The organism is Halorubrum yunnanense, from assembly GCF_026586675.1.
GTDB lineage: Archaea > Halobacteriota > Halobacteria > Halobacteriales > Haloferacaceae > Halorubrum > Halorubrum yunnanense.
In genome coordinates this window covers 1-22012 of sequence record NZ_JAODIX010000001.1, presented here as the reverse complement: position 1 = coordinate 22012, position 22012 = coordinate 1, and the positions used below count along the sequence as shown (strand labels likewise).

Annotated in this window: 21 protein-coding genes and 2 pseudogenes; 16 read left to right on the top strand and 7 right to left on the bottom strand. The window is 67.2% G+C overall.

Annotation, left to right across the window (positions count from 1 at the left end; translation table 11 throughout):
• Positions 1-24 precede the first annotated feature (24 nt).
• From N5096_RS00120 to N5096_RS00100, 5 genes and pseudogenes are all read right to left on the bottom strand, one after another.
• Positions 25-324 carry a DUF8036 family membrane protein gene (locus N5096_RS00120; protein WP_267662319.1) on the bottom strand — a complete coding sequence of 100 codons (300 nt, stop codon included), beginning with the start codon at positions 322-324 and terminating at the stop codon, positions 25-27.
• Complete coding sequence (locus tag N5096_RS00115) at positions 321-602, bottom strand: winged helix-turn-helix domain-containing protein (protein ID WP_267662318.1); 282 nt, start codon at positions 600-602, stop codon at positions 321-323. The genes N5096_RS00120 and N5096_RS00115 overlap by 4 nt, the downstream gene beginning before the upstream one ends.
• 91 nt (positions 603-693) lie before the next feature.
• Positions 694-2235, bottom strand: coding sequence for a molybdopterin-dependent oxidoreductase (locus tag N5096_RS00110; RefSeq protein ID WP_267662317.1), 1542 nt, complete (start codon positions 2233-2235; stop codon positions 694-696).
• Positions 2236-2238: 3 nt separating this feature from the next.
• Positions 2239-2466, bottom strand: a pseudogene (locus N5096_RS00105) (spondin domain-containing protein); the annotation flags it as partial.
• A 298-nt stretch (positions 2467-2764) separates the two neighbouring features.
• The gene (locus N5096_RS00100; protein WP_267662315.1) at positions 2765-3328 is read right to left on the bottom strand and encodes a HalX domain-containing protein; all 564 of its coding nucleotides are present in this window, start codon (positions 3326-3328) and stop codon (positions 2765-2767) included.
• A gap of 145 nt (positions 3329-3473) precedes the next feature.
• Between N5096_RS00100 and N5096_RS00095 the strand changes: the two genes are divergently transcribed.
• A complete protein-coding gene (locus tag N5096_RS00095) occupies positions 3474-4202 on the top strand; it encodes an RAD55 family ATPase (RefSeq protein WP_267662314.1) in 729 nt (242 codons plus the stop codon).
• Between the two features lie 87 nt (positions 4203-4289).
• Here the strand turns inward: N5096_RS00095 and N5096_RS00090 are convergent, their stop codons facing one another.
• The gene (locus N5096_RS00090) at positions 4290-4625 is read right to left on the bottom strand and encodes a helix-turn-helix domain-containing protein (protein ID WP_267662313.1); all 336 of its coding nucleotides are present in this window, start codon (positions 4623-4625) and stop codon (positions 4290-4292) included.
• Positions 4626-4810: 185 nt separating this feature from the next.
• Between N5096_RS00090 and N5096_RS00085 the strand changes: the two genes are divergently transcribed.
• From N5096_RS00085 to N5096_RS00060, 5 genes and pseudogenes are all read left to right on the top strand, one after another.
• Positions 4811-5149 (top strand): hypothetical protein, encoded by a 339-nt coding sequence (locus tag N5096_RS00085; RefSeq protein ID WP_267662312.1) that lies wholly within the window; start codon positions 4811-4813, stop codon positions 5147-5149.
• A gap of 222 nt (positions 5150-5371) precedes the next feature.
• Positions 5372-5962 (top strand): SHOCT domain-containing protein, encoded by a 591-nt coding sequence (locus N5096_RS00080; protein ID WP_267662311.1) that lies wholly within the window; start codon positions 5372-5374, stop codon positions 5960-5962.
• A gap of 346 nt (positions 5963-6308) precedes the next feature.
• The gene (locus N5096_RS00075) at positions 6309-6923 is read left to right on the top strand and encodes an archaellin/type IV pilin N-terminal domain-containing protein (protein WP_267662310.1); all 615 of its coding nucleotides are present in this window, start codon (positions 6309-6311) and stop codon (positions 6921-6923) included.
• A gap of 2 nt (positions 6924-6925) precedes the next feature.
• Positions 6926-7369: pseudogene (locus N5096_RS16455) on the top strand (archaellin/type IV pilin N-terminal domain-containing protein); the annotation flags it as partial.
• A gap of 918 nt (positions 7370-8287) precedes the next feature.
• Positions 8288-9073: a DUF7500 family protein gene (locus N5096_RS00060; RefSeq protein ID WP_267662309.1), complete on the top strand. Its 786-nt coding sequence runs from the start codon at positions 8288-8290 to the stop codon at positions 9071-9073.
• An 18-nt stretch (positions 9074-9091) separates the two neighbouring features.
• Here the strand turns inward: N5096_RS00060 and N5096_RS00055 are convergent, their stop codons facing one another.
• Positions 9092-9532 (bottom strand): zinc ribbon domain-containing protein, encoded by a 441-nt coding sequence (locus N5096_RS00055; RefSeq protein ID WP_267662308.1) that lies wholly within the window; start codon positions 9530-9532, stop codon positions 9092-9094.
• A gap of 222 nt (positions 9533-9754) precedes the next feature.
• On the opposite strand from N5096_RS00055, the gene N5096_RS00050 reads away from it, so the two are divergent.
• The 10 genes from N5096_RS00050 to flaJ all read left to right on the top strand — a co-directional run bounded on the left by N5096_RS00050 (position 9755) and on the right by flaJ (position 21602).
• The gene (locus tag N5096_RS00050) at positions 9755-12103 is read left to right on the top strand and encodes a BGTF surface domain-containing protein (RefSeq protein WP_267662307.1); all 2349 of its coding nucleotides are present in this window, start codon (positions 9755-9757) and stop codon (positions 12101-12103) included.
• A 97-nt stretch (positions 12104-12200) separates the two neighbouring features.
• Positions 12201-12557 (top strand): chemotaxis protein CheY, encoded by a 357-nt coding sequence (gene cheY, locus N5096_RS00045; protein ID WP_092566902.1) that lies wholly within the window; start codon positions 12201-12203, stop codon positions 12555-12557.
• Positions 12557-13756: a chemotaxis protein CheC gene (locus N5096_RS00040; RefSeq protein ID WP_267662306.1), complete on the top strand. Its 1200-nt coding sequence runs from the start codon at positions 12557-12559 to the stop codon at positions 13754-13756. Before cheY ends, N5096_RS00040 begins: the two co-directional genes overlap by 1 nt.
• 116 nt (positions 13757-13872) lie before the next feature.
• On the top strand, positions 13873-14331 hold the full coding sequence (locus N5096_RS00035; RefSeq protein ID WP_267662476.1) for a chemotaxis protein CheD: 459 nt from the start codon (positions 13873-13875) through the stop codon (positions 14329-14331).
• A gap of 137 nt (positions 14332-14468) precedes the next feature.
• A complete protein-coding gene (locus tag N5096_RS00030; RefSeq protein WP_267662305.1) occupies positions 14469-16352 on the top strand; it encodes a FlaD/FlaE family flagellar protein in 1884 nt (627 codons plus the stop codon).
• Entirely contained in the window at positions 16342-16815 is a 474-nt protein-coding gene (gene arlF / locus N5096_RS00025; RefSeq protein WP_267662304.1) for an archaellum stator protein ArlF, read from the top strand. Before N5096_RS00030 ends, arlF begins: the two co-directional genes overlap by 11 nt.
• Positions 16816-17304 carry an archaellum stator protein ArlG gene (gene arlG, locus N5096_RS00020; protein WP_267662303.1) on the top strand — a complete coding sequence of 163 codons (489 nt, stop codon included), beginning with the start codon at positions 16816-16818 and terminating at the stop codon, positions 17302-17304.
• A gap of 4 nt (positions 17305-17308) precedes the next feature.
• Complete coding sequence (gene arlH, locus N5096_RS00015; RefSeq protein ID WP_267662302.1) at positions 17309-18058, top strand: archaellum protein ArlH; 750 nt, start codon at positions 17309-17311, stop codon at positions 18056-18058.
• A 76-nt stretch (positions 18059-18134) separates the two neighbouring features.
• Positions 18135-19808, top strand: a complete 1674-nt coding sequence (locus tag N5096_RS00010; RefSeq protein ID WP_267662301.1) for a type II/IV secretion system ATPase subunit — start codon at positions 18135-18137, stop codon at positions 19806-19808.
• Between the two features lie 57 nt (positions 19809-19865).
• Positions 19866-21602 carry an archaellar assembly protein FlaJ gene (flaJ, locus tag N5096_RS00005; protein ID WP_267662300.1) on the top strand — a complete coding sequence of 579 codons (1737 nt, stop codon included), beginning with the start codon at positions 19866-19868 and terminating at the stop codon, positions 21600-21602.
• The last annotated feature ends 410 nt before the right edge of the window (positions 21603-22012 follow it).

Genomic DNA, 22012 nt, shown 5'->3' with positions numbered 1-22012 from the left:
AAACGCGACGGGCTCCGGTCCCGGTCACTTCAGCGTCGCGTACGTCAGCAGCGACACCGCGAGCAGTTCGAGCACGCGCATCCCGAGCACGACTCGGCCGACGAGCGGGTCCATCGCGTACAGCGTCCGCATGCTGCTGAAAAAGAAGGCGATGGAGACCAAGTTCTCGACCAGCAGGACGGCGCTGAACCCCAACAGTCCCAAGAGGAGCGTCGATCCGAACTCGCGGTAGTTGTCGAGCCAGACCGCCGCCAACACCGCCAGCAGCGCGCTGTTGACGCCCGTGATCAGGATGCCGACCGCGGTGGGCGTGGCGGGATTCATTCGGCGTCCACCTCCGACGTGATCTCCTCGAACGTCTCCGCGTGGTGCTCGAAGCGCTCGGTCAGGAAGTAGAGCTTCCCGTAGTCGTGGTCGCTCGGCTCGACGACGTCGTGATCTCGCAACATATCGAGGTGGTGGGTGATCGTGTTGTAGTCGACGTCCAGTGCCTCCGCAAGCTCGTTCGCGTTCCGGGGGCGGGCGCGGAGTTCCCGGACGATCCGGACCCTGTTGGCGCCACCGCGGCTCGCGACGAACAGGTACCACAGGGCCTTTTCCATCTGGCGTACTGGTGTGTTGGGTAGGTGATGAAAGTCGTTTCGGCCCGGACGGGACGGTCCAGGGAGCGATCGCGGGACGGCAGGCGACACGTCAGCCGACCGTCCGCCGGATCCAGCCGGACGCGCCGGTCGGCGACGGGTCCGACGGCTCCCGGAGCTGTCGGGCCCCCGTGCCGTCGACCGCGCGGACGACGACCTCGTGCGTGCCGCCGGGGTCGAAGACGTGCCGCCACTGCCGCCAGACGTCCCCGTCGGGGAGCGGATCGGAGAGCGCCGCGTCGGTCCAGGAGTCGCCGCCGTCGGTCGAGACCTCGACCCGCTCGATCCCGCGCGTTCCGGCGTAGGCGTGGCCGGCGAGCTCGATCCGACCGTCGTCGAGCTCGGTGATCCCCTCGTCCCAGAGCTTGGCGACCGTCTTCACCTCGCCGGTGCCCTCCCAACCGCGTTCCTCCCAGTACCCGTCCTCCTCGACGTTCAGCAGCTCGATCTCCGAGAGCCACTTCACGTTCGTCTCCCCCCAGTGGCCCGGGATCAGCACCCGGACCGGGTGGCCGTGACCGGTCGGGAGCTCTCTGCCGTTCATCCCCCACGCGAGGAACCCCTCGGCGAGCACGTCGACCGGGAACTGGACGTAGTAGCCGTCCTCGCCGCGCAACATCGCGCAGTTGCAGTCGCCCTCCGGGTCGACGGACTCGAGCAGCGGCCGGATCGGCGTCCCCGTCCAGACGGCGTTGTCCAGCTTGCGGCCGTTCAGGTCCTCGCCGACGCACCGCAGCGTCACCGCGCGGTGTTCGACCGGGCGGTCGATCAGCTCGTCGAAGCTCACCGTCCGCTCGGAGCCGGTCTCGCCGGTGAACGTCAGCGACCACTCGGTCGCGGTGACCTCCGGATCGAACTCCGCGATGTCGACGTTGTAGAACTCGCCGATCCGGCTCACCATCCCGTGAAGGTCGTCGCTCTCGACCGCCAGCGAGGCCGAATCGAGCTCCCGAAGCCGCGCGGTCGCGCCCTCGGAGCGCGGGGCGTCGGCGAGGGTCTCGTCGTCCGACGCGAGCGATCGCCGACCGACGGCGGCCGCGGCGGCGAACCCGAGCGCCCCCGCCACGGTCCCGAGCGTCCGGCGACGCACCCCGTCGACGGCGGCCGTCGACGCCCCCACCGCAGGAGAGTCGCTCTCGGACGCCGACTCGGACGACTGGAGCCCGGCCGACGACGCGCCGGACCCGGCGACCACGACGACGACCGCCGCGGGGAGCGCCACGCCCAGCGCCTGGGCCGGGTCGCCGGTCAGGCCGGCGGCGAGCAGCCACGACGCCGCGCCGGTCGCCGCCGCGCCGACCAGCGACCGGTCGGCGGGTTCGGCGAGGCGGATCCCGGCGAACGCGACCGCACCGAACAGCCCGATCGCGAACGCGAACGCCATCGCGATGTGGATCAGGTGGCCCGCGTCGCCGAGCGTCTCGATGGCGAACGTCACGACCGGCCCCGGCGTCAGGTTGACGATAGCCTGGTCGACGGGTCTGATGACGAACGACGGCGACCACCCCGTGACGAGGTACGAGCCGGCGACCCCGGCGATCCCGGCCGCCACCGCCGCGAGCACCCGGTCTCGTCGTTCGGTAACGTCCATCATAATCTACGTCGGGGTCACAGTCACTTGAACCACGTCCTCGACGGCGGGGTAGTCGTGACCGTCGTCAACGCGGCCCAGCCGGCGCACGGTACCGCCCTCGTCGGCGCCCTGGTCGGGCGCGTCCTGCGCGAGCGTCCGGTCGGGACCGGTACCGGGTGGCTCCGCGTTCGGCTCCGTCCCGGCGTCGAACAGCGACACGGCGTCGGTGACGTCGCCGTCGGCTCCGCCCCCGCCGAGGCAACCGGCGAGCGCCGGCGTCACGAGTCCGCCGCTCGTCGTCAGGAACCATCGCCACGTGTCGTGTCTCGTCATGATCTCAACGAGGGCGATGGCGGGCATATAGATTTTTCAACTACCGGACAACATCGGTGCAGAGTCGGGCCGACATCCGTTCAAACTTCGTTCGGGATCCGGGCGCAGTCGGTTGGGTTCGGGCTGAATCTCCGTCGACGGGAGGGTGTCGTTAGGCGGATCGAGAAGGCGACGGGGGCGCGGCCGAGGACGGAACGGGGACGCGAGCGAAGCCGCGTCAGGCCTCGCCGAGGTCGCGGAACATCGCGCGGTAGTCGTCGGAGGAGAGCGACTCGCCGAGGTCGTCGATGTCGTCGTCAAGCTCCTCCAGCCGCTCGACGAGCTCGGCGTAGGCCTCGTTGCTCTCGCGCTGGGCCGCGGGCTTCTGCGAGCTGAGCACCGCGCGCTTGCTCGCGAGGGCCGCCGCCTCTTGTACGAGGTCGTCGTACTCGGTGCGGGTGAGGAGGGTCTCGATTGCCGTCAGCAGCTTCGAGCGGCTGACGGGTTTGGTGAGGTAGAGGTCGAACCCCATGTCGATGATGTCGAAGTCGGGCTCGACCGCCGTGACCATCGCGACCCGGCAGTCGTAGCCGGCCTCGCGGATGTGTTCGAGTACGTCGTCGCCACTTCCGTCCGGGAGTCGGCGGTCGAGAAGCACCACATCGACGGCGGCGTCGACCCGGTCGATCGCCTCCGCGGCGCTCTCCGCGAGGTCGACGCGGTACCGTTCCTCGAGGAAGCCAGAGTACAGCGCGGCGATGTCGGGCTCGTCTTCGACGACGAGGACCGAGGGGTCGCTCACCGCCGATCACCGCCGGGGTCGACGGGGGACGCTTCACCGGACATACACGAAGGGGCGGCGTGTCGAGGAATAAAGCTGTCGCCGTCGGTATGCCCGGTCGCGTCGGATCGTCTTTTATATACTCCCGTCGCCAACGGTGAGACGAATGTCAGAACTCGTCTCCACCGGGGTCGAGGGGCTCGACTCGATCCTCACCGGCGGCATCACGGAGCGGTCGACGGTGCTCGTCTCCGGGAACCCGGGGACCGGCAAGAGCATCTTCGGGATCCAGTACCTCTACCACGGCGTCACGGAACACGACGAGCGCGGCGTGTACGTCTCGTTCGAAGAGGACGAGGCGGACATCCGCGGCGCCGCGGAGTCGATCGGTCTCGAGGAGTTCGGCGACCTCGTCGACAGCGGCGACATCGTGATCTTGGACAAGCGAGAGATGCTGCGCGAGACCGACTTCTCGACGGCGGTCGACCGCCTGCTCGACACGGTCGAGGACGGGGAGTTCGACCGACTCGTGCTCGACTCGCTGTCGATGTTCCAGCTCTTCTTCGACGCCGAACAGGAGAAGCGAACGTACCTCCTGAAGTTCTCCGACATCCTCAAGGCGAACGGGCTGACGTCGCTGCTCATCAACGAGCAGGGCGCCGTCTTCCCGGACACCGAAGTCGGGCTGGAGAACTTCCTCACGGACGGGAACATCTACTTCATCCAGACGCCCACGGACTCTGGCGTCAACCGCTACGTCTGGGTGGCGAAGATGCGGAAACAGGACATCGACACCGACATCTTCCCGATGGAGATCGGGGAGGGCGGGATCACCGTCCACGAGGGGGCCGGCGGGTTCTCCATGATGGGGCGGTCCGAGGAGCCGTCGTTCTGACGCGGACCGGATCGGGAGGGGAAGCCGGCACCCGAGGCGGGTATCGAGACGCACGGACGGCGCGGGAGGGGGCGTCGCCGAGCGGGACTAGTTCGAGGAGAGGTCGCGCCACACGTCGTCGAGCCGGTTCTTCACGGCGGAGCGCTCCTCGACCTCCACCGTGAGCCCGTCGCGGAAGTCGACCTCGACGCCGTCGACCTTCCGGCGGTACACCTTCACGCGGCGATGCTCGTCCGAGAGCGGGCGGTCGTGAAGCTCGAGCAGGTCGGCCTCCTCGAGCTCGTTTATGCGGCGGTAACACGTCGCGATCGGGACGTCGAGCTCGTCGCTCAGGTCCTGCGCGGACATCGCGTCGCCGGTCGCCGTCAGGATGTTCGTGTTGTACTTGTTCCCGAGCACCGTGATTAGGTCATCCCCCACCATTCACGTTATCGATGTTGATTTTTACATCTTAAAAGGGTACCGGTCATTGCAGGAACCTCGGACTCCGGAAGGAGCGTGGTAGCGGGGTCTTCTCGACGGCTCCGGCCGCACGGCCGAAGGCGACGTGTTATCGCCGGTGATAGCCGCCACCGTGGGTTTATGTATCGACTTCGAGGAGAGAGACCATGGAGCTCATCGAGGGGTTGTATCTTGTGACGACCACCGTGTTAGCGGGTGCGAGCGCGACGCTGGCGGCGTTCGCGGTCGCCGCGTATCGGTCGTCGGGCCGCACCGCGATGGCGTTCCTGGCCGTCGGCTTCGGACTGGTCGTCGCCGCCGCCGTCGTGACGCCCGTCGCCGGCTTTCGGACGTCGTTCGCGAACGCGGAGGCGCTGCTGTTGATCAACACCGGGCTGCTGGCGGCGTCGATGGCGCTCGTCGCCGGGAGCCTCGCCGTTTACGAGCCCGGCACGCGGGAGTTCGTGATCCCCGAATCGGAGCTGTCGCGCCTGCGCGACCGCTGAGAAACGGAGTCAGCCTGTCGCCCCCTCCCCGACCCGCCACCGGGTCGATCCGGAGGCCCCCGACGAACGGTGAACCGAGCCCCCCGACGCCCTTTTGATTTCGCACTCCGTAGAGATCTCGATGACAGATCGCTGTCGAGACGAGGGGGCGAGTTCGAGCGCACAGGCCTCCCTGTGCCGACGCCGACCCGCCGAGCCGTCCCGGCCTTCGGAGCGCCGACGATGACGGCCGTCGACGCTCGCGGCGGTCGCTCGACGGTCGCGCGCCTCTCGGACTTCGCCGCGCGCGCCGGCGTCGGGGCGGGGGTCACGGTCCTCGTAAGCGTCCTCCCGGTCGTCGGCCTGATCGCGCCCGCGGTCGGCGCCGGCGTGGCGAGCTGGACTGACGAGTCGGAGACGCCCCGCGGCCCGCGGATCGGCGCCGCGACGGGCGCGCTGGTCGCGCTGCTGTCGCTGCCGCTGACGTTCCTCGCGGTTTGGGTTGCCGCCGCGGTGTCGCCGGCGGCGACCGTCGGCGTCCTCGCGCTCACGCTGTTCGGCGCGGCGTACGTCGTCGGGAGCGGCGCGCTCGGCGGGTACCTCGCCGACCGGATCGCCGCGGAGCGCGACGCGTCGGAGGCGGGAGCCGACCGCGAGGAGCGGACGACCCCGATCGAGCGCCTCAAACACCGCTACGTCGAGGGCGAGCTCTCCGACGCGGAGTTCGAGCGCCGCCTCGACCGACTGCTGGCGGCCGACCCCGAGGGGGACCGCGCTGAGTCCCCGTCGCGCTCCGAGTCGGTCGACTCGGTGGCGCGCGAACGCGAACGCTGAAGCGGACATTCCGGCGCTACACGCTCGTTTCGACCGTTCACTGAACGCGGTTCCCGTCGGGCGTCGACGTATCGATCGATCGATCGCGCGACCGTTTCCTCCCTTCCGGTTTCGCGGTATCGGACGCGTCGCGGACTCACCTCCCGCTCCGTCGCAGATCCAGTTTTGATACCGCCTCGCCGATATCGTTGATGAATTCTTTAATTATACTACTGAAAACAATACTAAAATCGCCCGACTTGAGTAGTTTATCAGTTCGAATAGCCGGGTGCGTGATCTTAAGTAGGAAATCCCCATCGCTACCGATAACGCCCGCCGGGCAGGCCGGGGGCCGACGCAACACACAATGTTCGAAACCATACTGGACGAGGAAGAGCGCGGTCAAGTGGGGATCGGGACCCTCATCGTGTTCATCGCGATGGTGCTGGTGGCGGCGATCGCCGCCGGCGTCCTGATCAACACGGCCGGGTTCCTCCAGACGCAGGCTGAAGCAACGGGCGAGGAAAGTACAGCGCAGGTGAGCGAGCGGCTCCAAGTCGTGAGCCAGTCCGGTGACATCGCCGACAACGTCGCCGGCACCAGCGAGCGCGGCATCGGCTCGCTCGAGTTCGTCGTCGCGTCGGCGCCCGGCGCGGACAACATCGACCTCGACGAAGTGACTGTCGAACTGGTCGGGACCTCCGGGCAGGAGACGTTCCAGCTCGACGAGGACCCGCCGGCGACCAACGACATCTTCACCAAAACTGGCGACAGCCCCGTTCTGACGGACAACAGTGACCGCGCCGAGGTCGTCGTCAACCTCGAGGCGAGTGATACGTTCGAAGACGCCAGCGGCTACGCGCTCACTGAGGGCGACTCCCTGACGGTGACGTTCACGACTGCTTCCGGCGCATCGACGACGACTGAGATCCGCGTCCCGACCACGCTGGTCGGCGATGACGGCGACTCGGTGAGGCTGTAACAATGTTCGAGTTCATTACCAACGACGACCGCGGTCAGGTCGGTATCGGCACGCTCATCGTGTTCATCGCGATGGTGCTTGTCGCCGCCATCGCCGCGGGCGTCCTGATCAACACGGCTGGGTTCCTCCAGTCGCAGGCGGAATCGACCGGCGAAGAGAGTACGGACCTCGTGTCCGAGCGGATCGAGGTGACGAGTTCCGTCGGGATCGTCAGCGGTGACACTTCGACGCTGAGCGAGATCCGCGTGACGACCACCGGTGCGCCCGGTGCTGATGACATCGATCTGACCGATACGACGATTCAGGCTGTTGGGCCTGGCGGACAGGAGAATCTTGTGTTCACTGATCGGGCGTTCAATGTTCCCGAAAATCCGAGCACCGACGGTGTGACCATCCAACAGCAGATCCCTGACGATGCTGAAAGTGTCCAGATTCGGCTTGGTGAAATCAACTCAGAGGATATTACTCAGCTGACTATTCAGGACACGGTAGCTGGTACTAGTATCACGACAGTAGACATCGAGAGCCTCGATGAAAACGAAATTAATGAAGTTGCTATTCCCACTGAAGACCTTACGGTAGGGAACAATATCGAGGCACAACTCGATGGTTCTGGTACCTCTTCTACCGGAGCGACGGTTGTTGACACCAAACTAGATGGTGTGACTGCAACTGGTGTTACGAGCGATGAAGTCGCGATTCAGCCAACCATTCGCACAGATACCACTAGCATCGAAGTCGCTTACGGAACTACGAGTTCGACTACGGCAACCAACCTACTCGTGTACGTCGATGAAGGGTCCACGGACGGTGGAACCACCACTCTGATTGATTCGGTATCTGTTAACTCAGGTGAAGACAATGTGATCGAAACTATTGATCTCACTGGAGTCGACTTTGCTGATGGTGATCAGATAAAAGTCGAGCTTAATGAGGGTAGTACACTGCCTGGAACCACAGTTGGTTCCGCAGTGAGTACCGAGGCTGATGCTTCTCTTGGTTTCAGTCAGGTTTCCAACCTCAATCCCGGTGAGTTTGCGGTCGGCTCCGACGGAGGCTTCCTCGCCGACCCCGTCCTCGACGACCAGAACCAGTACACGATCCTACTGAACCCGTCTTCCGGTGCGTTCGCTGACGGTTCTGTGGCGTTCGGCGAGGGCGACGATGCGACGCTCGACATCGTCTCGCCGGCCGGCGCGACGACGCAGGTCGAACTGACCGCGCCCGACCTCTTCAGCGAGGAAGGCGAAGCGGTCCGCCTCTAAGCGCGGACGCACAGACAACCAACTGTTTCCCCGCGGAGACCGGCTCCGCGGCGGGAACCCGCCGCAACACCTATTTTACGGCGCGCGCTACCACGACTCATGAGTGACCACGACGCGCCGGCGGCCGATCCGGACGCGCCGCCGGCCGACCCCGACGAACTCGACTTCACCGACGACGAGAACGTCGTCGAGATCGAGGAGGGACGGTACGTCGTCGGGACGAACGGCCGGCCCAACGTCGGTCGGTCGCGAGGTGATCGCCGGCCGCCGCCGGACGACGCGGCCCCCCCCGACGACTCGGGCGGGTTCACCGCCGCGGAGCCCGCGAATGCGGACGAGCGCCGACCTGCGGGGGACGACCCGCGCGCGAGCGCCGCCGGTCCCGGCGTCGAAAACCGCGGCCAGCGGCAGGCCGACCAGCAAGGCGGCGCCGGCGGACGGGGACGCGCGAACGGACAGGGTCGCGCCGACGGCCAGGGCCGTGCCGGGCCGAGTTCGGGAGGAGAGCGGGCACCGACCGGCGCTGACGCGGTCGACCGGCAGGCGGTGAGCCGGTGGCTGGCGAGCTCCTTCGACGGCGATGGGTTCGACTACGGCATCGACGCGACGCTCCACGCGGAGGGCGACACCACCCGACAGCGGATGGTGTCGAACGACGTGACCGCGACGTTCGACACGCTGATCTCCTGGTTCGCGTCGAACGCCGGCCCGAGCTCGCCGACGCCGGAGGCGATCGGGCTGCTGCTCGCGGCCTCCGAGACGACGGTGGACGTTCCGCCGGTGATGATAAAGCGGTTCGCGGCGAGTCAGGGGCTCTCGGCGAGCGACAGCATCGGTGATCTGGTGCGCGCCGCTGAAGAGGAGGGCGGGTTCAGGATCGAGTGAGGTGAGGAACGAGAAGCCCTACAGCAGGAACAGCAGCGCTGCGCCGATCACCGCGAATATCGCGTACAGCCCGGCCATCACTTCGCGTTTCAGCGGACTCCCGAGCGGTTCGGCGGTGAGCCGCCGGATCGGCGGGAGGATCGCGATCCCGGCGAGGATCAGCGGGAAGGCGCCGACTGCCGGGACGAGGGTGAGCGCGACGACCACGGTTCCGTACCCGGCGACGTAACAGCCGCGCCGCCAGAGTTGCTGCCGGTCGGTCAGTTCCTCCTTCGACGGAAACGCGTTGCTCTCGGCGTTCCCGCCGTCGGTGCTCCCGGCCCCCGCCACTTCTTCGGCCTGTCGCTGGACGTACTCGTCGAGCTCCTCGGCCGCGTCCTCCGTCTGCGGGGCGCCGCACTCCGCGCAGAACCGGGCCTCGTCGTCTATCGACGCCTCACAGCGGGGACACGATGCCATCGTAGTCAAAGGCGACGCCGGTCGGGGTTAATTCTTCGGGGAACGACTGAACGGTTCACCCCGGCGCAGTCGGTCGATATTGACGAGTTCACGTCGCTCGCGTTCCGAGCCGGTTCACAGGCGTGATAATCGGGAGGGTACGCTTTAGTCGGTGACCCTCGGACCGACGGACGACAGACACGCTCCGTGCTCCCGCGGAGCCGACGATCCCTCCACACCACGATGACAGCCACACCCGATGACGAGACGGACCGGTCCGAGCGGTCGAGAGCCGCGAAACCGTGCGACACGGCCGGACCTAAAGGCACCGACGTGACGCTCCCGGCTTGCCTCCGCCGGCTCTCGACGACCCTATGCGGCACGACGGCGCTCGTCGTCCTCGTCGCGGTGATCGTAGTCGTGGCAACGGCTCCCGCTGCCGCGGACCTCTCGGCTCCTGACCCTGAGTCGCCGACCGAACCCTTCGGGCCCAACGCGGTCACCGCGGAGCCGACGGCCGGTGATGGTCCGAGCGACCGTCCAGCGATCAACGGCTCGTTCGTCCGTCCGACTTACACCGGGATTGCGGGCGATACCGTCGAGATCAGATACAATGATATTGACGAAAAGCGGTATCTCCTGATCGGCGGGAATCGGCTCACCGATACCGGGGGGTCGGTCGGATACACCGACGTCGTGGTACTACAGTCCGACAGCAACAACGTCACGATCAACACGCGACTCCTCGGAACCGACAACAGCACGGCCGAGAGCTGTCGCGAGGGCGGCTGTGATCTCGACTTCCGTGATGAGGACGGAAACCCACACGACAACGTGGAGGATCTCTCTGACCTCTCCGGCGCGACCGGTGCCGGCGGGCTCGCGCGGCCGCTCGTGCCGGAGCGGTACCGGCTTGCGATCACCAACGGCACGTTCGTCGTTGAGGAGCCGGGCGTCGTGACGCCGGTCGAGACGGCCGCGCAGTCGGACCTCCTGTTGACGAAGCCGACGTTTCACGACGAGATTGAGGTGTTCACGACCGCGGATTCGAACGATATCGAAGGCGGGGCCGACAACAAATCGCTCAGTACTCTCGAACAGAACGGCCTCGACCGCACCGCGGTGACGAAGGGCGATCGCGTCGTCCTCGGCTTCGAGTCGACCGGCATCTGGGGGGCGCTCTCGTACTTTGCGGACAAGGAGTCGCTTCAGGCCGGCCAAGCGGTCGACCACACCGTCCTGACGAAGCTGATCGACGACAAACAAGAGGGCGTCTCCCTCCGCGTCCGACAGACGAACCCGGAGATGAACGAGCCCCGATCGAAACTCGATCTCTCCGAGGCCGATCCCGAAGACGTCTCCCTCTTCATCGCCGGCGCGGAGGAACTGGAGACCGGCGACTCGACGCCCGGCCGACTCTACCTCGTTCTGGACACGAGTGACGGAGGTCCGTTCACCGAGGATCCCGAACCGGGCGACGAGTTCTCTGTCGAGTTCGCGTTGGAGGGAACCGAGGGGCAGCGGTACGCCTTCGCCGACACCGACGAACCGCCGGCAGCGTTCGAGCCAAGATCGGACGCCCCTGAACAGTTCCCGTACTGGGAGACCGCCGACGGGACCGTGAGCGCGGAGGCGTCGTTTTCGATCCAGGAGCGGTACTTCGAATACGACCATGTCACTGAAGACGGCGAACTCCTCGTCGAGGCGTCAGGCGGGGCGGTGACCGGGACCACCACGATACTACCCCCGATCGAAATGTCCGCGACCTTCGTCGACGACAAGCGCGACGAGCCGTTCCGGTCGGAGTCGCAGGTGGAACTCTCCGAGGGGAACTTCTCTATCAGCGCCGACCTCGGGGGCGCCGATCCGGGGACTCGGCTGAACTACGAGCTGTACGACGGGACGACGCTCCGCGACAGCCGCACGGTGATCGTCGTCGACGACACCGACGACCCGGATCGGCTCGCGATCGACGGCGTGCCCCAGAACGCCACCGTCGCGGAGGGAGGGAACCTCTCCGCGCTCGGGATCGACGTCCGAAACGCCGGCGGACTGGAGGGAGAGGGAACGCTCGCGCTCGATGTCGCCGACGGGAACCTGACGACCGCTCGCGAACTGACGCTGTCGTCGAACGAGTCGCGCACCGTCAGCTTCCCGTCCGCGACCGTCCGTCTCGACCCCGGTGAATATCCGTTCACCACCACGCTTGACGGGGATCAGAGAAACGGGACGCTGGTCGTCGCGGAGAATCCGGCGAGGACGACGATCGACGACGATGACGGCGGCGCCGACACGAACGACGCCGAGAACTCCTCGAGCAGCGGCGATGACGACGCAAACTCCACGGCCACCGACGCAAACTCCACGGACGCCGGCGGAAACTCGACTGCGACTGACTCCGCGGATGCCACGAACTCCGACGGAAACACGTCGAATCCTAACGGAAACTCGTCGGACCCGACCGGTGACTCCGGCGGTCGGGACAGCGAGGACGAGCCGACGACGTTCCTCCCGTTCGGGATCGGCACGCGAGAAACGCTCATCGGCACCGCCCTCGTCGGCGCCGTCCACCTCCTCGGTCACTGGGTGTAACTTCCGGCTCCTCGACGAGCGCCGCCACCGTCGGTTCTCAGCGCTGAGAACCGCGGGGGAGTCGTTAAGTGACCGCTGACCCGCTTTCGAGACAACCATGGCAACGCGCGTGCTCATCGCGGACGACTCGGAGTTCATGCGGAACCTCCTCCGAGAGATTCTGGAGGGGGAGTTCGAGATCGTCGGCGAGGCCGAAAACGGCGTGGAGGCGGTCAACATGTACGAGGAACACGGCCCGGACCTCGTGATGATGGACATCGTAATGCCGATCCGCGACGGGATCGAGGCGACGACGGAGATCTTAGAGGAGAACCCGGGGGCGACGGTGATCATGTGTACCAGCGTCGGCCAGGAGGAGAAGATGAAGGCCGCCATTAAGGCCGGCGCCGAGGGATACATCACGAAGCCGTTCCAGAAGCCGAACGTGCTCGACGCGATCGGATCGGCGGTATAATGCGGGTCGACGTCCGGGCGCTCGGCGAGTGTAACCGCCTGGCGGAGCGCGGGGCCGAGCGGGCCGCAGCGGGGCTCGCAGACCTCACGGGGACTGACTTGGCGGTCGAGGTCACGGGCGCGAGCGTCGCCAGGGGCGAGGACCTCGCCGAGGCGTTCGCGGGCCGCGAGTCCATCGGCGTGAGCGTCGGGCTCCGCGGCGGCCTAGAGGGTGAGGCGGTGCTCGCGTTCGACGCCGCCAACGTCGACGCCCTCCTCTCGCTTTTACCCGGCGGCGCGTCGGTGGAGCGCAGCGCGGTGACCGAGGTCGGCAACATCGCGCTCGGCGGCTTCCTTGACGGCTGGGCGAACTACCTCGGGAAGGCGATCGACATGACGCCGCCCCGGTACTTCGAGGCCGACGGCGCCGCCGTCCTCCCGGACGGGGCGCTCGCCGGCGACGGCGTGTTCCTCTTCGAGAGCCGGCTGGACGCGACGACGACCGATCTCGACTTCTCTATATATATGCTCCCCGACTCCGGCCCGTTCCGCGACCTCATCGTCGGGAAGACGGCGCCGGCCGCGACCGCGGGCGCCGAGGCGGCGGGGGTCGCCGGCGAGGGCGGCGGCACCGCGGTCCCGTACGAGTCGCTGTCGACGTTCGCGTCGCTGGCGAAGCGCGGCTCGACGAACGCCGCCGACAACATCTCGATGATGACCGGGCTCGACACGACCGTCGACGTGAGTCGGCTGCGGTTCGTCCCCCTCGCGGACGTGCCCGCGGAAGTCGGCGTCGAGCCGCACGCGGGCACCGTCTTCGAGCTCCAGGGAGAGCCGAGCGGCTACCTCGCGATCCTCTTCGAGGAGGAGTCCGCGGCGACGATCGCGGAGTCGATGCTCCCGAGCGAGCCGGACGAACCGCTCGGCGGGATGGCGGAGAACGCGCTCTGCGAGCTCGGGAACGTGATGACGAGCGGGTTCATCGACGGCTGGGCGAACGTGCTCGGCACGTCGATCACCCACTCGCCGCCGGAGTTCGTCCACGACATCGGCTCGGCGACGATCAGCCCGCTGGTCGCCAAGCTGAGCCGCCGGCAGGATTACGGGTTCGTGATCGACGCCGCGATCCAGACGGAAGGCGTCCAGGCGCGGTGCGACGTGTACGCGCTCCCCGACGAGCGCGAACTGACGCGGGCCCTCGACCGTCTCTCCGAGACGTGAGCTACCCATCGTCGTCCCGCGGCCGCGGGTCGCGAGACCGCGAGGCGAGCGGCAGCGGCGACGGCGGGGAGCGAAGCGGCGGCTCCGACGGCTCCGGCGTCGCCCCCGAGCGTCGGATCAAGGTCGGCGTGGGCGAGCTGGCCGTCGCGACCGACGGAGAGACGCTGACGACGAGCGGGCTCGGCTCCTGCGTCGCGGTCGCGCTCGTCGACCGGCGGGCGGGCGTTCGCGGGCTCCTCCACGCGATGCTGCCGACGGGCGACGAGGGGCGGACGGCCGCCGCCCGCCGGGGGAAGTACGTCGACGCCGGCATCGACGCGCTCGTCAGCGATCTCACCGACGCCGGCGCGGCGGCCGGTCGGCTGGAGGCGCGCGTCGCCGGCGGCGCCGAGATGCTCGACCTCACCGACGCCGTCGGCCCGCGGAACGTCGAGCGGGCCGAGCGGTGTCTCGCCTCGGCCGGGGTCTCGATTGTGGCTAGCGACGTCGGCAAGGACGTCGGACGGACGGTTCGGTTCAGGCCGGACGGGGGACTCGTCGTCCGGGCCGCGGACGGGTTCGAGCGCACCCTCTGAGCGAGGCGCTCCGCGGCGTGCGCTCCCCTGCCGCGCCGCGACCGGTGCGCGCGCCCACCGTCCGGGAGTACGGTTCCTTCTCACTGTTGATATTTTGAGGGGTGAATTGAAGTGTGTTCTGCGGATGGTACTCGGTAATGGGCCTCGAACTACCGGTGTGGGGAGCTCCAACGGTCACCTGGATAGTCGCCACGCTGGGGCTCGTCGGTGCGAGCGTCCTCGACCGCTTCCTCGACGACAGCGGCTCCGACGACGACGACTCCGGAAGCATGGGCGACGACGACCCCTTCGGCGGCGGAGGGGTTGGCGGCGGTGGCGGCGGTGGCGGCGGGGGCGGTGGCGGCGGTGGCGGCGACGGCTTCGACGACTTCGACGGGATGGACGACTTCGACGAGATGGACGACTTCGACGACGGCGGCGCTGCCGGCGGCGCCGGCGCCGACACCGACGAGCTCGAGAAGCGACTCGACGACCTGGAGAACGAGGTCGCGTCGCTCTCTTCGACGGTGTCCACGGTGCGGTCGGAGAACGAGGAAATCTCGGCCGCGGTCGACGACATCGAGGAGGACGTCAGGAACCTGCTCGACATCTACGAGATGGTCACCCGCGGGATCAACCCCTTCGTCGACGATTCGAGCGGCTTCGACAGCGTCAGCGGCGGCGGCGAGGGGTCGTTCGGCCTCTTCGACGACGAGGAGGAGGATGCGGGCGAGGAGGACCTCGACGAGGACGTCGCGAACGCGGACGCCGACGGGTTCTTCGACGACGAAATGCTCGACGACGGCCTCGACGACGGGAGCGACGAGTTCGACGAGCTGGACGGGGAACCGGACGACGACCACACGGACGACGGCGACCCCGCCGACGCCTCGTCCGAGACCGCGGCGGCGGACGACGGAGACGACATGAACGACGACGGAAAGAGCTTCAGCGAACTGAAAGAGGAGTACGACGCCGGGGAGGCCGACTGGGCCGAAGAGGAGGGGGGCGACGGCGACGCCGGCGCCCCCACGGACGAGGACCCGTTCGACGACGGGGACGACTCGTTCGACGACGACCTCGGCGACGAGACGGACCCGTTCGACGACGGGGGCGATTCGTTCGACGACGGCCTCGACGACGGCGTCGAGTCGTTCGACGAGGGGATGAGCGACTTCGACGAGGGGCCGGCGGACGACGCCGAGCCCGCGACGAACGGCCACGAGCCCGAACCGGAGCCAGAGCCAGAGCCAGAACCGGAGCCCGAGCCCGAGCCCGAACCGGCGGCGGACCGCACGCGCGGCCCGCGGCCCGGCGGCGACCCCGCCGAGGCGAACGGCGGCGGCTTCGAGTACGTTCAGGAGGGCGATCTCTCCGGGAACCGCGGGAAGCCGTACCTCACGGAGCTCCCCGGCGACTACGTCGGCGACCTCCTCGTGATGGAGTGGCTGGAGTTCCTCGTCTCCGAGAGCGACGTCACGGACGCGGTGCGCGCGATCAACTACTACGAGCGCATCGAGTGGGTGGGCCCGGACGCCGCGGCGCGGCTCCGCGACTTCCTCTCCGGGTTCGGCACGATCGACCGCAACCTCGTCGACCGGCCGGGAACCGACCGGCTGGTCCGGGAGCACCACACCCGGAGTCTCCGATACGTGACGCAGCTCAACGGGACGAGCGGCCACCTCCTGCTGCTCGACCGATGGGACGACCTCGCCGGCGGCTCACTGGTCGGCGGCGGCCCGCCGCCAGTCGGCCGCGGTCGAGGGCCGGACCGGCGCGGGGACCGCGGCGGCCGCCGGCGCGACGAGCGCGATCGGGACGGGCGTCGGCGGGACGACGCCGAGGGGCGCCGGAGGAACGGTCACGGCGACGGGGGGCGTCCCGACGAACGGGCGGAGGGGGGCGACGAGCGAGCGGACCGCGGCGGCGACCGACCCGAGGGACGCGATCGGAACGGCGGCTCTCCGCGACCCATGAACGACCCGAACCCGCGTTCCGACCGCGCCGACCCGGCCGACGGAGGGTGGGGAGATGGGCGTTAGCGTCTCGGCGTCGACGGCCATCATCGTCGCGGGGCTGTTCTTCGCGTTCACCGCCTTCTACCCCGTCGCGGCCAACGGCTTCGACCGGGTCACGGACGCGCAACAAGGGATCCAGGAGCGCTCGCTGGAGCGGCAGAACACCGACTTCGCGGTGACGAACGCGACGTACGATGACGGCGCGAACGAACTCGTCGTCAACGCGACCAACGACGGCTCGGTCGGGCTGGTCGCGAGCGACGCGACCCTCGTCGTCGGCAACGAGTACGTCGACGTGGGCGGACCGAACGCGACGACGACCGTCGACGGCGACGCAGACACCGAGCTCTGGCTCGGCGGCGAGACGCTGTCGGTGACCGTGAACACGACGACCGTCGACACCGCGATCACGACCGGGGACGACCCCACCCGCGTCGTCCTCGTCGTCGAGTCGGGGGTCCGCGACGCGGCGGAGGTGAGCGCGTAGATGGCCAGCGTTCCGGTCTCTCACCTCATCCTGTTCATCGCGAGCCTCGTGATCGCCGCGGGCGTCGTCGGGACGATCACGACGGGGGTCGACCGCGTGAGCGCGGCCGTGGAGGACGCCGGAATCGACGCCACCGAGCAGCTCCGGACGGACGTGACGGTCATCTCCGACGCGAGCGCCGGGGTGTACAACACGAGCAACCACAACGTGACGCTGCTGATAAAAAACACCGGGACACAACGCCTCCACCCCGACGGCTCGGACCTCGACATCGTCTTCGACGGCGCGTACGTCCCCCCGGGCGCAATCGAGGGGCAGCTCGTCTCGGCCGGCGATGGCGCGGCGTGGGATCGCGGGGACGTCCTGCGGCTCACGATCGACGTCACTCAGTTGGAGGGGACGGAGAACGGGCTCGAGTCGGGGACCGACCACCGGGTGTACCTCACGGTAAACGGCGACGAGGAGCTGTTCCAGTTCCGAGTGGAGTGATCACATGCCACACGACAACCTACTCTCGATCGGCCTCGGCGAGCGTGACCGGCTGAACAAGGAGCTCGGCGGGGGGATCCCGCGGGGCAGCATCGTCCTCATCGAGGGCGACTACGGGGCCGGCAAAAGCGCCATCTCCCAGCGGTTCGCCTACGGGCTCGTCGAGGAGGGCGCGTCCGTGACGATGATGTCGACGGAGCTCACCGTCCGCGGGTTCATCGACCAGATGCACTCGCTGGAGTACGAGATGGTGAAGCCGCTGTTGAACGAGGAGATGCTCTTCCTCCACGCCGACTTCGACTCCGGGGGGGCGTTCTCCGACGGCGACGGCGAGCGGAAGGAGCTGCTCAAGCGGCTGATGAACGCGGAGGCGATGTGGAACTCCGACGTGGTGTTCCTCGACACGTTCGACGCCATCTTCCGGAACGACCCGACGTTCGAGGCGTTGGTCCGGAAAAACGAGGAGCGACAGGCCGCCCTGGAGATCATCTCCTTCTTCCGCGAGATCATCTCGCAGGGGAAGGTGGTCGTACTCACTGTCGACCCCTCAGCGGTCGACGACGACGCGATCGGCCCGTTCCGGTCGATCGCCGACGTCTTCCTCCAGCTGGAGATGATCGAGGTCGGCAACGACATCCGCCGGCAGATCAACGTGAAGCGCTTCGCGGGGATGGGCGAACAGGTCGGGGACACGATCGGCTTCTCGGTCCGGTCGGGGACCGGAATCGTCATTGAGAGCCGGAGCGTCGCCTGAACGCATGAGCGAGTCGCCGCACAGCCGTCCCGGCGGTCGGGACGCGACCGATCCGTCAGGAGGGGCGGGGTAGACCATGACCGAACACGGAACCGCGAAACCGTCGGAAGAGCTCCGGAAGGCCGCCATGCAGCGTCCGCATCTCCGGGAACACCTCCGGGAGTTCAAGCAGATCACCGGGGAGTTCCCGCAGTTCATCGAGGAGCCGAAAGACGAGTACGAGTCGAACCGTCCGAACGTCATCTACCCCGTGGGCGGGCCGATCTACAGCCACATCTACGGCGACCTCGGGCAGGACACGAAGTACTACGCCATCGAGCCGGAGGTGTCCGGCCCGCAGGCCGAGATCCTCAATCAGGTCAAAAACCGGTTGCTCACCGCGAGCGGTCAGCACAACGCCCCCGACTCGGAGGCGGAGTACGACGACCTCATCGAGGAGCTGTTAGAGGAGGTGACTCACGTCGACGACGAGTCCACCGGCTGGCGCCGAGGCCTCTCGAAGATTCGGAACTTCGGGAAGCTCTCCGTCACCGAGGAGACCTACGAGAACATCCGGTACCGGCTCAACCGCGACATCGTCGGGCTCGGTCCGCTCGAACCGGTGATGCGCGACACGGCCAACGAGGACATCCACGTCATCGGGCCGAAGGAGTGTCACGTCGACCACGGCACCTACGGCATGCTGGAGACGACCGTCGACTTCGGCACGCCGCAGGAGTTCGACAACTGGCTGCGGAACATGGGCGAGCGGATCGGCGACCCCCTCTCCGACTCCGACCCCATCGTCGACTCCACGCTGCCGGACGGGTCGCGTATCAACATCATCTACTCCGACGACGTCTCGCTCAAGGGCTCCTCGCTCACGATCCGGCAGGGCGAGGAGGTGCCGCTGTCGATCAATCAGATCACCAACTGGGGGACGCTCTCGCCGCAGCTGGCGGCGTACCTCTGGCTCTGCTTGGAGAACGAGCAGACGGTGTTCGTGGTCGGGGAGACGGCGTCCGGGAAGACGACGACGCTGAACGCCATCCTCTCGTACATCCCCGACGACTCGAAGATCTACACCGCGGAGGACACCGCCGAGGTCATCCCGCCGCACAGCACCTGGCAGCAGCTGTTGACCCGCGAGGGGGGCGGCGAGGGGAGCTCCGACGTCGACATGTTCGACCTCGTCGCCGCCGCGCTGCGGTCGCGCCCCGACTACATCATCGTGGGCGAGGTGCGCGGCGCCGAGGGGCGCATGGCGTTCCAGGCGGCCCAGACCGGGCACCCCGTCATGCTGACCTTCCACGCGTCCGACATCGTCTCGATGATCCAGCGGTTCACTTCCGAGCCGATCAACGTCCCGGAGACGTTCATGGACAACGCCGACGTGGCGCTGTTCCAGAACCGGGTGAAGCAGGGCGACGACGTGCTCCGGCGGGTGACGAGCGTGCAAGAGATCGAGGGGTACTCCAAGGAGATGGAAGGGGTCGTCACCCGCGAGGCGTTCAGCTGGGACCCCGTCGAAGACGAGATCGTCTTCCAGGGGATGAACAACTCCTACGTGCTCGAAGAGCAGATCGCGACGCTTCTGGGGTACGCCGACACCCGTGACATCTACGACGACTTGGAGTTCCGCGCGGAGCTCATCGAGCGGATGATCCAGGAGGGAATCCTGGGCTACCACGAGGTGAACGAGGCCATCAACTCCTTCCAGCGCGACGGCGTCGAGGGGCTTCCCTTCGACATGCACCGGAACGTCAGGTGATCGCCGTGACGGGCGAGTCCGGCGAAACGGCGGCGGCGAACGGGGGCGAGCAGTGAGATGGCGGTGAAAGACGTCGGCAACGGGCTCGCGACCGCGGCCGAGCTGACGTCGGCCGTCATGGAGTCGTACGAGAAGCTCGACATCTCGAAGCGGAAGTACGTCGGGCTCGTGTTGATCCCCGCGATCCTCGTGTTCGCCGCGAGCGTCGTCGGCCTGTTCGCTCTGCCCCTGCCGTTCGCGGCGCGGGTCCCCGTCCCGATGTTCGGCGGGCTCGTTCTCGTCGCGGCGGTGATCTACCCGAAGATCTACCTCTCCGGCCTGGAGAACCAGATCGACAACCAGCTCCACCTCGTGATGACGCACATGACCGTGCTGTCGACGACGAACATCGACCGCATGGAGGTGTTCCGGACGCTGGCGAAAGAGGAGGAGTACGGGGTCGCGGCCGAGGAAATCGGCCGCGTCGTCCACCTCGTCGACACGTGGAACCAGAGCCTCGACGACGCGTGTCGCCGACGAGCCGAGGAGGTCCCCTCGGACGCGATGGCCGACTTCTTCGACCGCCTCGGCTACACGATGGGGGCCGGGCAGTCGCTGGAGGAGTTCCTCGTCTCGGAGCAGGACGTGATTCTCGCGAAGTACGAGACGGTGTACGAGTCCTCGCTGGCGAACCTGGAGGTGATGAAGGACCTGTACATGTCGATGATCCTCTCGATGACGTTCGCGCTGGTGTTCGCCATCGTACTCCCGATCTTGACCGGGAACGACCCGACTGCGACGGTGGCGGCCGTCATCGTGCTGTTCGTCTTCGTCCAGCTCGGCTTCTACGCGATGATCCGAGCGACGTCGCCGTACGACCCGATCTGGTTCCACCCGGACGAGCGGGCGCCGGGCGACCTGCGGCTGTGGGCCTCGCTCGGGGTCGGCGGCGGGCTCTCCTTCCTCATCATCGGGATCACCGCGGCCGGAATGTTCGGCTACGGCCCCGGCCTCCCCGGCCTCCTCTTCTTCGTCGACGACGTCCGGCTCCCGTTGTACCTCGCAGTCCCCATCTCGCCGCTTTTCATCACCGGCGTCGTCCTCAGGCAGGAGGAACAGATGATCACGGCCCGCGACGGCGAGTTCCCCTCGTTCGTCAGGGCGCTCGGCGCCACCGAGAGCGCCAAGCAGTCGACGACGACCGACGTGTTGACCACGCTGCGCGACAAGAACTTCGGCGACCTCTCGCCCGACATCGATCGGCTCTACCGTCGGCTCAACATGCGGATCAGCACCGAGGGCGCGTGGGAGCAGTTCACCTACGACACCCGTTCGTACCTCATCCAGAAGTTCTCCGAGATGTACCTCGTCGGCCGGCGGATGGGCGGGGACCCGAAAATGCTCGGCGAGCTGATCTCGAAAAATATGAACACCGTGAACCAGCTCCGTGAGCAGCGACGCCAGGCCGCGATGACGTTCATCGGGCTGCTGTACGGGATCACGGCGGCGGCGACGTTCGCCTTCTTCATCGGGCTGGAGATCGTCGCGATCCTCGCCGATCTCACGGCCGACTTCGGGCTCGAGGAGATGGACATCGGCCAGATCGTCTACCCCGGCGCGTACGACATTCCGCTGATCGAGTACCTGCTGTTGACGGTCGTGCTGTTCAACGCCGCCCTCTCCTCGCAGATGATCCGCCGGATCGACGGCGGGAACCCCGCGAACGGCTACATCCACTTCGTCCTCCTGACGTGGCTCGGCGCGGCGACGGCGATCGCGACGCGGACGCTGGTGAACGCGATCCTGACGATTTAAGAATCGATTCGGGACGTGGATCTTTTATAAATAGTTCTCGGCGGTTTCTTGAGCGATCCTGCGGTCTCAATCGTTTATTTATAAACAGATGAGGTCGAATTGGCGGTGAACACCTCCAACGCCCCAGCCGCTCGCTTATAAACGGTTGCCGACAGATCGTCTGTGAACACCTCCAACGCCCCAGCCGCTCGCTTATAAACGGTTGCCGACAGATCGTCTGTGAACACCTCCAACGCCCCAGCCGCGAGGACCGCGCACGCTCGCTGCGCGCTTCGGTCGTTCGCTTCGCTCACTCCCTGCAGTGCTTACGTCGCCTGCGCGGTCCTCGCGGCTGCCCCTTTGATACGGTCGTGCGTTAGTTTTTACCTGTAATTACGGACAAAGATAGTTCCAGATATTCGGTTCATCAA